The sequence below is a fragment of the Cellulomonas sp. GbtcB1 genome, assembly GCF_019091725.1.
In the GTDB taxonomy this organism is placed as follows: Bacteria; Actinomycetota; Actinomycetes; order Actinomycetales; family Cellulomonadaceae; genus Cellulomonas.
In genome coordinates this window covers 1-13,019 of sequence record NZ_JAGXJG010000043.1, presented here as the reverse complement: position 1 = coordinate 13,019, position 13,019 = coordinate 1, and the positions used below count along the sequence as shown (strand labels likewise).

General features: G+C 74.8%; 11 protein-coding genes and 1 tRNA gene. 2 read left to right on the top strand and 10 right to left on the bottom strand.

Annotated elements, in window-relative coordinates; all coding sequences use genetic code 11:
- Window positions 1-2: 2 nt before the first annotated feature.
- Both KVT14_RS14625 and KVT14_RS14620 read right to left on the bottom strand, forming a co-directional pair.
- Window positions 3-839: a GAF and ANTAR domain-containing protein gene (locus KVT14_RS14625; protein WP_217616332.1), complete on the bottom strand. Its 837-nt coding sequence runs from the start codon at window positions 837-839 to the stop codon at window positions 3-5.
- Window positions 840-963: 124 nt separating this feature from the next.
- On the bottom strand, window positions 964-2,112 hold the full coding sequence (locus tag KVT14_RS14620; RefSeq protein WP_217616331.1) for a glutathione-independent formaldehyde dehydrogenase: 1,149 nt from the start codon (window positions 2,110-2,112) through the stop codon (window positions 964-966).
- A 256-nt stretch (window positions 2,113-2,368) separates the two neighbouring features.
- Between KVT14_RS14620 and KVT14_RS14615 the strand changes: the two genes are divergently transcribed.
- Both KVT14_RS14615 and KVT14_RS14610 read left to right on the top strand, forming a co-directional pair.
- Window positions 2,369-4,423, top strand: coding sequence for a beta-galactosidase (locus tag KVT14_RS14615; RefSeq protein ID WP_308161089.1), 2,055 nt, complete (start codon window positions 2,369-2,371; stop codon window positions 4,421-4,423).
- Between the two features lie 70 nt (window positions 4,424-4,493).
- A complete protein-coding gene (locus KVT14_RS14610) occupies window positions 4,494-5,144 on the top strand; it encodes a helix-turn-helix domain-containing protein (protein WP_308161088.1) in 651 nt (216 codons plus the stop codon).
- A 63-nt stretch (window positions 5,145-5,207) separates the two neighbouring features.
- On the opposite strand, the gene KVT14_RS14605 is transcribed toward KVT14_RS14610, so the two are convergent.
- The 8 genes from KVT14_RS14605 to KVT14_RS14570 all read right to left on the bottom strand — a co-directional run.
- Window positions 5,208-6,740 carry an MDR family MFS transporter gene (locus KVT14_RS14605; protein WP_217616330.1) on the bottom strand — a complete coding sequence of 511 codons (1,533 nt, stop codon included), beginning with the start codon at window positions 6,738-6,740 and terminating at the stop codon, window positions 5,208-5,210.
- Between the two features lie 200 nt (window positions 6,741-6,940).
- Window positions 6,941-7,014, bottom strand: a tRNA-Leu gene (locus KVT14_RS14600).
- 77 nt (window positions 7,015-7,091) lie between these two features.
- A complete protein-coding gene (locus KVT14_RS14595) occupies window positions 7,092-8,621 on the bottom strand; it encodes an NAD(P)/FAD-dependent oxidoreductase (RefSeq protein ID WP_254630981.1) in 1,530 nt (509 codons plus the stop codon).
- A 91-nt stretch (window positions 8,622-8,712) separates the two neighbouring features.
- Window positions 8,713-10,014, bottom strand: coding sequence for a hypothetical protein (locus tag KVT14_RS14590; RefSeq protein WP_217616328.1), 1,302 nt, complete (start codon window positions 10,012-10,014; stop codon window positions 8,713-8,715).
- A complete protein-coding gene (locus KVT14_RS14585; RefSeq protein ID WP_147795776.1) occupies window positions 10,011-10,340 on the bottom strand; it encodes a PadR family transcriptional regulator in 330 nt (109 codons plus the stop codon). Before KVT14_RS14585 ends, KVT14_RS14590 begins: the two co-directional genes overlap by 4 nt.
- A 402-nt stretch (window positions 10,341-10,742) precedes the next feature.
- Window positions 10,743-11,714 carry a Ppx/GppA phosphatase family protein gene (locus KVT14_RS14580; RefSeq protein WP_308161087.1) on the bottom strand — a complete coding sequence of 324 codons (972 nt, stop codon included), beginning with the start codon at window positions 11,712-11,714 and terminating at the stop codon, window positions 10,743-10,745.
- Window positions 11,715-11,775: 61 nt separating this feature from the next.
- Entirely contained in the window at window positions 11,776-12,288 is a 513-nt protein-coding gene (locus KVT14_RS14575) for a DUF501 domain-containing protein (RefSeq protein WP_217616354.1), read from the bottom strand.
- 71 nt (window positions 12,289-12,359) lie between these two features.
- Window positions 12,360-13,019 (bottom strand): septum formation initiator family protein (locus tag KVT14_RS14570; RefSeq protein ID WP_254630980.1); only part of this gene is annotated, 660 nt, incomplete at its 5' end.

The window sequence follows — 13,019 nt, the reverse complement described above, 5'->3', positions numbered from 1 at the left end:
GGTCAGCCGACCGACGCCGGGCGCCCGGTCGCAGGAGCGTCCACGGCGTGCCCGCCGACGGTCGGCTCCCCCGCGGCCGACCCGGCCCCGCCGCGCGCCGCGGGCTCGTCCCGCTGGCCGACGAGGCCCGCCGCTAACTCGCCCGGGCCGGGGCCCCCGGACGGACCACCGACCCCGATCGCCCCCGCGACCAGCGCGGCCGCCACCTCGCGCGCGTCACCGGCCCCGGACAGGGACTTGAGGTACGCGAGCGCCTCGGCCGCGTCGCAGCCGCGCTGGGCCATGACGACCCCGACCGCGCGGTCGAGCACGACCCGCGACCGGCTGCCGGCGAGCAGGTCGTCCATCGTCTGCGCGAGCTCGATGATCTCGTCCCGGGCGGCGACGACGGCCGCGATGCCGTGCGCCAGCCCGAGCGCGCGCGGCGTCACCTCGGACCAGTCCGGCGTCTCCGGCGAGTACAGGGACAGGTGCACGGTCACGTGCCCGTAGGTGCTCGGCACGACGAGCGCCGAGCGGAAGCCCTGCACCCGGCAGGCGTGGCTCCACACCGGCCACCGGTCGTCGGCGGCGACGTCCGGGACGGTCACCGGGGCCCCGGTCGACCGGACCAGGTACCGCGGCCCGAGCCGGTGCCGGTCCTGCACGGAGTCGCACCGGGCCACCGCGACGGAGGCGGCCGACAGCCACCGGTCGCAGCCCCGGACGGTCGCGGCGGAGCAGGCGGAGGCCTCGACGCCCAGCGTGCGGGCGGCGTGGCGTGTCAGGGTGTGGATCAGCGCGTCCAACGAGGCGTCGGCGTCGACCCGCACGACCTCGTCGGACCCTCGGGTGGCCATGGTGCGGTCCTGACGTGGTGGGAGCGCGCTGCGCGGCGCTGCACAGAGCGTCAGTGTCCGCCCGCGCGGTCGGGGGCGCCACCCGGGCGGGCAGCACCCCCGGCCGCGGGACCGGATGCGCCGGTCAGGCGGCCTGGCCGGGGCGCAGCAGCACCTTGGTCCAGCCGTCCTCGCGGTCGTCGAACCGGCGGTAGCCCTCGGCGGCCTGGTCGAGCGGCAGCTCGTGGGACACGATGAACGACGGCGTCGCCCGCCCGGCGACGATCAGGTCGCGCAGCTGGCGGTTGTACCGCATGACGGGCGCCTGGCCCGTGCCCATGTGCTGGCCCTTGGTGAAGAAGGTGCCGTAGTCGAAGCCGATCCGGCCCTGCTTCGCTCCCTCGTCCGCGGCGCCCGGGTCCTCGGGCATGTAGACGCCGACCACGCCGATGCCCCCGGTCGCGCGCACCGTGGCGACGAGGTTGTCGAGGACCAGCTCGGGGTGCTCGTCCCCGGACGGGTCGTGCGCCTGGTAGCCGACGGCCTCGACGCCGCAGTCGGTGCCGCGGCCCTTCGTCGCGTCCATGATCTGCTCGACCGGGTCGCCGGCCGAGAAGTCGACGCCGATCGCGCCGATGCTCTCCGCGAGCCGCAGCCGGTCAGGCTCCTTGTCGACGACGAACACCCGCGACGCGCCCCGGATCAGCGCGCTGTGCGCGGCCATCAGCCCGACGGGCCCGGCGCCGAACACCGCGACGTCGTCGCCGGGCTGCATCCGGGCCAGCTCGGTGCCGTGCCAGCCGGTCGGGAAGATGTCGGAGAGCATCGTGAAGTCGTTCTCGTGCTCGGTGCCCTGGGGGAGCTCGAGCAGGTTGACGTCGCCGTAGGGCACGCGCAGGTACTCGGCCTGGCCGCCGTCGTACGGGCCCATGTTGGCGTAGCCGTAGGCCGCGCCCGCCATCCCCTCGATCGGGTTGGTGCGCAGGCAGAACGACGTCCAGCCCTGCAGGCAGTTGCGACAGGTGCCGCACGCGATGTTGAACGGCACGCTGACCCGGTCGCCGACCTGGATGCGGGTGACGGCGGGCCCGACCTCCTCGACGACGCCCATGTTCTCGTGGCCGAGGACCTTGCCCTCCTCGACGGTGGTACGCCCCTCGTACATGTGCAGGTCGGACCCGCAGATGTTGGTGGTGGTGATCCGGACGAGCACGTCGGTGGGCTGCTCGATCCGGGCGTCGGGGACCTCGACGACCTCGACCTGCTGCGGACCGCGGTAGACGACTGCGCGCATGCTGGGTTCCCTCCTCCGGGCGGCCTCGTGGGCCGCGCCCGCCGCGACGTGGCTGCACGGCCGGGATCTCGATCCTCTGCCGAGCCGGGCGCCCCGGCATCTGGGGCGCTCCCCGACCCCGGGCTCCGCGCCCATCACCAGCGCGCTTGGCCTTACCTACCAACTGGTAGGTAGAGTGGCGACCGGTCCGACGGCGGACCGGCCGGACCCCGCGCCGCGTGCAGGTGCCCGGCTTCGCGCGACGAAGGGTGAACCGGTGGACGAGCTCCTGTTCGGTGCGGCGTACTACGACGAGTACATGCCGACGGACCGGATCGAGACGGACGTCGAGATGATGAAGGCGGCCGGCATCACGGTCGTCCGCATCGCCGAGTCGACGTGGAGCACGCTCGAGCCGCAGCCCGGCGTCTTCGACTTCACGCACGTCGACCGCGCGCTGGACGCGTTCGAGGCGGCGGGGATCCACGTGATCGTCGGGACCCCGACGTACGCGGTGCCGGCGTGGCTGGTGCAGTCGCACCCGGACGTGCTCGCGACCACGCGGGCCGGCGAGGGCCGGTACGGCGCGCGGCAGATCATGGACATCACGAACCCGACGTACCTGTTCCACGCCGAGCGGGTCATCCGGCGGCTCATGGAGCGCACCGCGCACCGCCCCGGCGTCATCGGGTTCCAGATCGACAACGAGACCAAGTACCACGAGACCGCCGGCCCCGCGGTGCAGCGCCGGTTCGTGAAGTACCTCCGCGAGGAGTTCGGCGGCGACCTGGACGCCCTGAACGCGGCGTTCGGCCTGGACTACTGGTCGAACCGGGTGGACGCCTGGGAGGACTTCCCGGACGTCCGCGGCACGATCAACGGGTCGCTGGGCGCCGAGTTCGACAAGTTCCGCCGCCGGCTGGTCGAGGAGTTCCTCGGCTGGCAGGCCGGGATCGTGCGCGAGTACGCCCGGGAGGACCAGTGGGTCACGCAGAACTTCGACTTCGACTGGACGCCGGGCTGGTCGTACGGCCTGCAGCCGGCCGTCGACCACTTCAAGGCGGCGCCGACCGTCGACATCGCGGGCGTGGACATCTACCACCCGACCCAGTCCCGGCTCACGGGCAAGGAGATCGCGTTCGGCGGCGACATGACCCGCTCGATCAAGGGCGGCGCGAACTACCTGGTGCTGGAGACGCAGGCGCAGGGCCAGCTCGGCTGGCTCCCCTACCCCGGCCAGCTGCGGCTGCAGGCGTACAGCCACCTGGCCAGCGGGGCCGACGGCCTCATGTACTGGCACTGGCACTCGATCCACCACTCCTTCGAGACCTACTGGCGCGGTCTGCTGTCGCACGACCTGCAGAGCAACCCGACGTACGAGGAGGCCGGCGTCTTCGGCCGCGAGGCGCAGCGGGTCGGCTCGTCGCTCATCCACCTGCGCAAGCACAACCGCGCGGCGATCATGGTGAGCAACGAGGCGCTGACCGCGCTGAAGTGGTTCACGATCGAGGTCGGGTTCATCGACGGCGTGTTCGGCTCGTCGATCGGCTACAACGACGTGCTGCGCTGGGTGTACGACGCGCTGTTCGACCTGAACGTCGAGGTCGACTTCGTGTCGGTCGACGACGAGGACCTGTCCCGCTACGACCTGCTCGTGGCGCCGGTGCTCTACGCGGCCCCGCAGGCGACGGTCGACCGGCTGGACGCGTACGTGCGCGGCGGCGGCCACCTGGTGACGACGTTCCGCACCGCCGTCGCGGACGAGTACGTGCAGGTGTGGCACGACACCGCGCCGCACGGGCTCACCGAGGTCACGGGCGTGACCTACAACCAGTACACGGTGCCCGGCGACGGCGTCGGCCTGGCGCTGCACGGCGACCTCGCCGCGGTGCCGGGCGCGACCGAGGGCGCGGCGGCCGGGGCGCAGGCGTTCCTCGAGCTGCTGAACCCGCGGGGCGCCGAGGTGCTGGCGTCGTACGACCACCCGGCGTGGGGCCCGTACGCGGCGATCACCCGGAACCGGGTCGGCGACGGGTCGTCCTTGCACCTGGGCACCATGACGTCGCCGGAGCTGCTCCGCGCCGCGCTCACGCTGGCGGTCCGGGACGCGGGGATCGCGGACTGGGCGCAGGACCTGGCCGGCACGGTGTCGGTGCGCCGCGGCACGAACGCCGCGGGGAACACGGTCACCTACCTGCTCAACTACTCGGCAGACCCGGTGACGGTCGCGGCGCCGGTGGCCGGCCGCTCGGTGCTGGCGGACGGCGCGGCGGTAGCCGAGGGCGACGAGCTGGTGATCGCGGCCTGGGACCTGGTGGTCCTGGAGTCCTGACCTCGACCAAGGGGGTCCTCGCGCACGGCTAGGGTCGTGCGCGAGGACCGCCCGGACGGAAGCAGGAGACGTGACGACGCAGCAGCAGGACCCGCCGGCGGTGCGCCGCCGGGTCCGCCTGACCCCCGAGCAGCGCCAGGCGCAGATCCTCGAGGCCGCGACCCGGCTGATCGCCCGGAACGGGTTCACCGGCATGGCGCTCGCCGACGTGGCGCAGGAGGTCGGGCTCACCCAGGCGGGCCTGCTGCACCACGTGGGCTCCAAGGAGGGCCTGCTGGAGCTGGTCGTCTCGCAGCTGTACGACCGGCGCGGGACGCCCGACGACTACGTGGCGACCGGCGACCCGGCCGCCACGCACCCGGACGGGATCTCGATGCCGGGGTACTTCCGGTTCCTCGTCGCCTTCAACGCGGCGCGCCCGGAGCTGCTGCGGCTGTACACCGTCCTCGGGGTCGAGGCGTCGTCGCCCGAGCACCCCGCGCACCCGTACTTCCTCGACCGGCCCGACCAGGTCTGGGGGTTCTACCGCGGCTTCTCGTGGCGGCTGCCGCCCGAGGTGGGCCCGTTCGACGGCCTGCGCGACCTGGTCGAGATGACGATCGAGGCGATGGACGGGCTGCAGATCCGGTCGTTCCGCCGCCCGGCGGTCGACCTGGGGACCGAGTGGGCGAAGTTCGAGCGCGTCCTCTACCCCTCGCCCGTCTGGGACGGGTACCGCTAGCCGGACGACGACGGCCCGGGTCCCCGCGCGAGGGACCCGGGCCGTCGAGTCGGCGGCGCCGCGTCAGTGCATCGCGACCGGCGCCTCGGCGTCGGCGGGCGGCCGCCGGACCAGCAGCGAGGCGACGAGCGCGACCAGCGCCACGACGCCGCCCCACAGGAACGCCCCGCGCACGCCCGCCGCGGTGGCGGTGAGCACGTCGGCGCCCGCCTCCAGCCGCGCGGCCGTCGTCGTGGACAGCACCGTGATGAACAGGGCGGTGCCCGCGGCGCCGGCGAGCTGCTGCAGGGTGTTCACGATCGCGCTGCCGTGCCCGTACAGGTCGCGCGGCAGCGAGCCGAGCGCCGACGTGAACAGCGGCGTGATCATGAACGCCAGCCCGATGCTGAGCAGGGTGTGCACCGCGACGACCGCCCCCGCCGGGGTGCCCGGGTGCAGGGTGGACAGCAGCCACAGGGCGACGCTCAGCGCGAGCACGCCCGGCGTCACCAGCGGGCGCGGCCCGAACCGGTCGAACAGCCGGCCGACCAGCGGGGACAGCGCGCCCATCACGAGGCCGCCGGGGAGCAGCAGCAGGCCGGTCTCCAGCGTCCCCAGCGCCAGGACGTCCTGCAGGAAGATCGGCAGCACGATCAGGGCGCCGAACATCGCCATGAAGCCGACGATCAGCACCAGCGCGGACACGGTGTACGAGCGCCGGGTGAACACCCGCAGGTCCATCAGGGGGCCGTCGTGCGTGCCCTGCAGCCGGATCTGGCGCAGCGCGAACGCGGCGAGCGCGAGCACGCCGACCGCGATCGGGATCCACGGCGCGACGACCGTGTGGCCGCCGGCGGACTCGCCGATGCTGGACAGGCCGAAGATCAGCGCGCCGAAGCCGACGGCCGACATCAGCAGGGACAGCACGTCGAGGCGGTGGTCGGTCGGCTCGGTGACGTCCCGGACCTTCCACGCGCCGAGCGCGAGGGCGATGATCGCTATCGGCAGCATGACGAGGAAGATCCACCGCCAGGACAGCTGGGACAGCACGAGGCCGGAGATCGTCGGGCCGATGGCCGGGGCCACCGAGATGACGATCGAGATGGTGCCCATGGTGCGGCCGCGGATGCTCGGCGGGACCAGGGTGAGCGCGGTCGTCATGAGCAGCGGGAGCATGACGGCGGTGCCGCTCGCCTGCACGACGCGTCCGGCGAGCAGCGCGCCGAAGCCGGGCGCGGCCGCGGCGAGCGCGGTGCCCGCGACGAACAGCGACATCGCGGTGACGAAGATCGGGCGCAGCCGGAACCGGCTCATGATCCAGCCGGTCGCCGGGATGACGACGGCCATCGTGAGCATGAAGCCGGTGGTGAGCCACTGGCCGGTCGCCGCGGTGACGCCCATCTCCTGCATGAGGACCGGCAGGGCCACGCCCATGGCCGTCTCGTTGAGGATCACGGTGAAGCCGGCGACGAGCAGCAGGCCGATGAGGGTGCGGTCGCCGGGCGCGAGCCGGACGGGCGCGGACGCCGCGGGGGCGGGCGCGGCGGTCGTGGCGGCCGGCCCGGCGCCGTCGCCCGGCGCGCGGTCGCGCAGGGCGGTGTCGTCGTGGGTGGTCATAGGTCTCCCTCGCGGGTGGGGTCGGCGGTGAGGTGCGCGCGAGCGGGTCCGCGGCGGGGCCGGCGGACGCCCGAGGGAGGCGCACGTCGGGACCAACGTCCCAGACGCTCGCGATGATTCCCGAGGGGGCGGCGCGGTGTCGCCGGGTTTTCCGCCGACGCCCGCCACGGGCGGCCGGGCGTGACCGGCGGACGGAGAGGTGCCCCCGGCGGGGTTCGAACCCGCACTGTGCCGGGTTTAAGCCGGCTGCCTCTGCCGGTTGGGCTACGGGGGCCGCGCCCATCCTGCCAGCACGACGGAGCCCGCCCACCCTCGCGGGGTGGACGGGCTCCGGTTGCTGCGGACCGCGCGTCAGGCCTTGGCGGTCGGCTTGACCTCGGCGGGCGAGCCGTCGGCGGGCGAGGTGTCGTCGGCCTTGCCGGCGCCCGAGGGCTTCACCTCGGCGCCGGGGACCGCGGCGTGGTCCTCGTCCTTGGCCGGGGCGGCGGCGGGCGCGGCCTCGGGCTTCGGCTTCGGCGGCACGGACGCGGCGCGGAACTCGGCGCGCGGGTCGTGGATCGAGCCGAGGGCGACGGTCTCGCGGCGCCACAGCAGGTTCGCGGTCCAGCCGGACATGATCGCGAGCTTGCGGTTCAGCGTCGGCATCGCCATGACGTGGTACGAGCGGTGCAGCACCCAGGCGAAGAAGCCGCGGACCTTGATCTTGCCCAGGAACTGGGCGACGCCCTTGTACATGCCGAGCGACGCGACCGCACCGATGTTCTTGTGCTTGTAGTCGGTCGGCTCGGCGCTGCGCAGGACGCGGGCCAGGTTGTCCGCCAGGTGGGTCGCCTCGCGGATCGCGTGCTGGGCGTTCGGCGGGCAGAACGAGCCCGGGTTGTACAGGTCCGGCACCGCGGCGCAGTCGCCGGCCGCGTAGGCGTCCGGGACGACGTTGCCGTCGGCGTCGGCGATCTGCAGGGTCGCGAGCGTGGTGACGCGACCCATCTTGTCGAGCGGCAGGTCGGAGTTCTGCAGCACCGGGTTGGCCTTGACGCCCGCGGTCCACACGATGGTCTCGGAGTCGAACTCGGTCTTGTCCGAGAGCACGACGTGGCCGTCGACGCAGGAGTTGAGGAACGTGGAGAGGTACACCTCGATGCCGCGCTTGCGCAGCTGCTCGAGGGTGTAGCCGCCGAGCTCCTCGGAGACCTCGGGGAGGATGCGGCGCGAGCCCTCGACCAGCACGAAGCGCAGGTCGTCGGCGCTGAGCGACGGGTAGTGCTTGACCGCGTCGCGGGCCATGTCCTCGACCTCGGCGATCGCCTCGACGCCGGCGAACCCGCCGCCGACGAAGGTGAAGGTCAGCATCCGGCGGCGCAGCTCCGGGTCCCAGGTGGACGACGCGCGGTCGATCCGGCCCAGGACGTGGTTGCGGACGGCGATGGCCTCCTCGACGTTCTTGAAGCCGATCGCCTGCTCCGCGAGGCCCGGGATGGGCAGCGTGCGGGCGACCGAGCCGAGGCCCACGATGAGGTGGTCGTAGGTGATCCAGTACGGGTCGCCCTCCTCGGGCGTGATCTGGACCTTGCGCTCGGCGTGCTTGATCTCGGAGACCTTGCCCTGCAGCGCGTCGATGCCCTTGAGCGCGCGGCGGTGCGGCGCGACGACGTAGCGCGCGTCGATCGAGCCGGCGGCGGCCTCGGGCAGGAACGGGGCGTAGGTCATGTACGGGCGCGGGTCGACCACGACGATCGCGGCCTCCCGGTTGCCCAGGCGACGACGGAGCCGGCGGGCCGAGTACAGCCCCACGGACCCGCCGCCGAGGATGACGATGCGCGGCACCTTGCGGGACGGGGTCCCGGACTGCGGCGCCAGGGTCGTGGCGGTGGACTCAGACATAGGTCCAACGGTACGTCCCATGACTTCCCGGAGGCGAACCGGGACCACGTGATTCTGGGCACAAGGTCCCGGGTTCCGGCGCCGCCGCCGGTCAGGGGGCGGTCGTGGCGGCGTTCTGCTGGGCCGCGACACCGCCGGCGCCGGGACCTCCGTCCCGGGTGCTGGACTGCGCGGCGGTGGCGGCCGTCTCGGCGGCGGCGGCGGGGTCGACCGACGGGGGTGCCGAGGGCTCCGCGGGCGGCCCGGCCGACGGCCCCGCGGACGGCCCGGTCGCGGGCTCCTCCGTCGCGCGGCGGTCGACGACCGCGGGCGCCTTGGCGAACGGCCGCGGCGGGACGCGCGGCTCGGTGGTGAGGACGTCGACCGGGTCCTGCGCGGACTCGTCGATGCCGAGGCGGTCCCAGTCGAAGTCGGCGTTCGGCGCCCCGAGCAGCGGGTAGACGTTCCACCGCGTGCGGCCGTCCTCGTCCGTGGCGGGCAGGAAGTTCCAGTCCTCGGTCACGCCCGGCAGCGACCAGGTGGACCAGCCCTCGTCCGTCGTCGTGCGCACCGGACGGCCGCGGTCGTCGTACACCTGGACGTCGGACAGCGGGTTGCCGTCCGCGTCGTAGACGAACAGGTTGCTCACCTGCATCCCGTCGACCCACACGCCGTCCTCGCGCGGGACGCCGTCGGACGGCTGCTCCACGTACGCGGTGTCGTACCGGGTCTCCCAGCGCACCGCGCCGTTGCCCGCCCAGATCACGGCCGGGACCAGGAGCACGACGGCGAGCGCGCCGGTCGCGGCGGGCAGCCACCGGCCGGACCGCGGCAGCCACAGCCCGCGGCCCCACTGCACGCTCACCACGACGAGCCCGGTCAGCAGCACCCAGGTCGGCAGGTCGGCCGGGACCCAGCCGCCCTTGCCGCCGCCGTACGCGTACCGCCCGCCCGCCAGCTGGAGCAGCAGCTGGTAGACGACCCAGGCGCGCAGCACCCACCACAGCGGGCGGACCGCGAGCCCGAAGTCGCGGAGCCCCGGCCACCACGGCTGCCGGCGCACCCCGGCGGTGGCGCGCAGCGCGGTGCTCCGGACGTCCGCGCGCATCCCGCGGAGCCGGGCGCGCAGGCCCCGGCGAGCAGGCACCGGCTCCGGCTCGGGCAGCCCCGCGGCGACGCGCAGCTCGCGGGCGTAGTCGGCGGGCGGTCCGAACAGCGCGATGAGGTCCCCGCGGGCTCCGGCCGGGGCGACCTCGTCCGCCAGCGCGTCCGCGAGGTCCGCCTCGAGCCCGTCGGTCAGGTCGTCCACCTGCTCGGCCGGCATCCCCGCCAGGTGCTGCCGCACCCGCGCCGCGTACTCCGCCACCGTCGCGGGCGCGGCCGCGCGGCCCGCCTCGGCCGGGGTCCCGCTCACGCCGCCACCTCCCCGTCGAGCAGGCGGGTCATGGTCCCCGCGAACTCGCGCCAGTCCTTGCGCTGGGCGGCGAGCATCGCCCGGCCCTGCGCGTTGATCCCGTAGTACTTGCGGTGGGGCCCCTCGTCGCTGGGCACCACGTAGGACGTCAGCGCGCCCTGGGAGTAGAGCCGGCGGAGCGTGCCGTACACGGACGCGTCGCCGACCTCGGCCAGCCCCGCGGCGCGCAGCCGCCGGACGACGTCGTAGCCGTACCCGTCCTCCTCGGCGACGACGGCGAGCACCGCCACGTCGAGCACTCCTTTGAGCAGCTGGGTCGTGTCCACCCGGGGCCTCCCTGGCGCGGACGCCGGGTGGCCCGGCGCGCCGCAGGTGCGGGGCGGGCGCCGCGGTCGGCCCCCTGCCGGCCGCGGCACCCGCTGCTTGGTGCGGGAGCCGACCCTCCTCGACTCCCGCAGGAGCCACGGTAGTACAGATTGCGCAGTACCGGCCCAAGTTCGCTACCGGGGACCGCGGGCGTGTCGCCGGGCCGGCCGACCCGCTCGCCCGCTCGCCTGCTCCCCCGCTCGCCGAGATAGGACCTCCGCGCCGAGGTAGGACCTTGCACGGCCCTAACTCGGCGCGACGGTCCTATCTCGGCGCAGCAGAGCGGGAGTCGCGACGCCGCACGCCGTCGATCTCGGCACGGGAGCGCGCAGGGCGCGCGGCGGGAGCGCGCGGCGCGCGGGTCAGGCCCGGGTGGCGGCCGTGCGCTCGGCGACGCTCCAGGCGATGCCGTCGAGGATGTCGTGCTCCGAGGTGACGACCTCCGTCAGCGCGCCGCCGGACGCCTCGACCTCGGACCGCACGCGCTCGACGACCGCCCGCCACACCAGCGCGCCGGCGCCGATGACGTCGACCCGGCCCGGGTGCATGAAGCCCAGCGACGACCGGGCGTCGTGGTCGCGGGCGAGCAGGTCGTCGCAGGCGGCGATCACGTCGTCGACCGCGAGGACGGCGCCGTCGATGGCGTCCCGGTCGTAGGCGGGCAGCCGCAGCGCGTGCGCGGTGATCGTCGTCACCGAGCCCGCGAGGCCGACCAGGGTCGCGGTCCGGCCGAGCGGCACGTGCTGCGCGGCGACGTCGAGCGCGGCGCGCACGTCGGCCTCGGCGGCGGCCACCTGCTCGGCGGTCGGCGGGTCGGCCAGCAGGTGCCGCTCGGTGATCCGGACGCAGCCGACGTCCATCGAGTACGCGGCCTCGGGCCCCCGCTCGCCCAGCACGACCTCGGTCGAGCCGCCGCCCAGGTCGACGACGAGGAACGGGCCGTCGTGGGTCGCGCCCAGCACGCCGGTCGCGCCGCGGAACGACAGCGCGGCCTCCTCGACGCCGCCGATGACCTCGGGCTCGACGCCCAGGGCCTCGCGGACGCCGGCGACGAACTCGTCCCGGTTCTCGGCGTCCCGGGACGCGCTGGTGGCCACGAACCGGACGGCCTCGACGCCGAGGTCGCGGCAGACGTCCGCGTACCGCCGGGTGGCGTCCAGGGTGCGGGCCATCGCCTCGGGGGCGATGCGGCCGGTGCGGTCGACGCCCTGGCCGAGCCGGACGACCTCCATGCGCCGGTCGAGGTCCGTGAGGGTCCCCGCCTCCGCGTCGACGTCGGCCACCAGGAGCCGGATGGAGTTGGTCCCGCAGTCGATGGCAGCCACACGCGTCACGCGACAGATCATCCCATCCCGGGCGCGGGCCGCGCGCCGCGGCGGACCCGGCAGGCGGGCGTCAGCAGGTGCAGCGGTCCGGGCGCCACACGTCGCGCAGCCGGAGCAGCACGTCGTCCCCGACCGGGTTGACGCCCGGACCGGCGGCGAGCGCGTGCCCGACGACGACGTGCAGGCACTTCACCCGGGTCGGCATGCCGCCGGCCGAGATGCCCGCGATCTCCGGCACGTCGCCGAGCTCGGCGCGGTCGGCGAGGTACGCCTCGTGCGCGCGCTGGTACGCCGCCGCGAGCTCCGGCTCGGACTGCACGCGGGCGGTGAGCTCCTTCATCAGGCCGGTGGCCTCGAGGGTGCTGACCGCGCCGACGGCGGGCGGGCACGTCAGGTAGTACGTGGTCGGGAACGGCGTGCCGTCGTCGAGCCGCGGCGCGGTGCGGACGACGAGCGGCCGACCGCAGGCGCACCGGGCGGCGACGCCGACGACCCCGCGCGCGGGCCGGCCGAGCTGCTCGCGGAGCACGACGAGGTCCGCCTCGGTCACCTCTCGCGCGTCGTGCCGGGCGCGCGGCACCACGGCCGGGTCGGGCAGCGCGGGGGCCGGGGTGGTGGGCAGGTCGGTCACGAGCGGTCCTCGGGCGGTCGGCGTCAGGGGGTCGGCGCCGTCGGCTCCCCGTCGGACCCCTCGGTCCCGGTGCCGTCCGGCGCGGTCCCATTGTCCCCCGTCGTGCCGGTGCCCGCGGACCCGTCGGTGCCGGTGCCGGTCGGACCCGTGCCCGCGGCCCCCGCCACCTGCACGGAGTCCCACAGCTGGGCGTACCAGGGGCGCGTCGGGTCGTCGGACTCGACAGTCCCCGGGGTGGTCGCGGCGGGGTCGGTCGCGGTGTCGTCGGGCACGACCTCCGGGTCGGCGACGCGCAGCGCGCGCTCCCCGGGCATGACGAACGCGAGCCGCTCGCGGGCCTGCGCCTCGACGTAGGCCGGGTCGGACCACCGGTCGAGCTCGGCCTGCAGGTCCTCGTTGTCCTGCTCGGCGGCGGCCACCTCGGCGCGCAGCTGCTCGAGCCGGACCTGCTGGTCGAGGTACTGCCGCAGCGTCGGGAAGACCAGGACGAATGCGATCGACAGCACCACGAACATCACCAGCGCGCGCACGGTGAACAACCGCGGCAGCCGCTGCTGCACGGTCTCGGCGCGCGCCCCGCGGCGGTCGCCGCCCGAGCCGCCGCGCCCGCCGGGCCGGGAGCTGCTGGGCCGCCCGCCCGCCGGGCGCGGCGGGGCCGCCCCGCGCCGATCATGCTGCTCGGC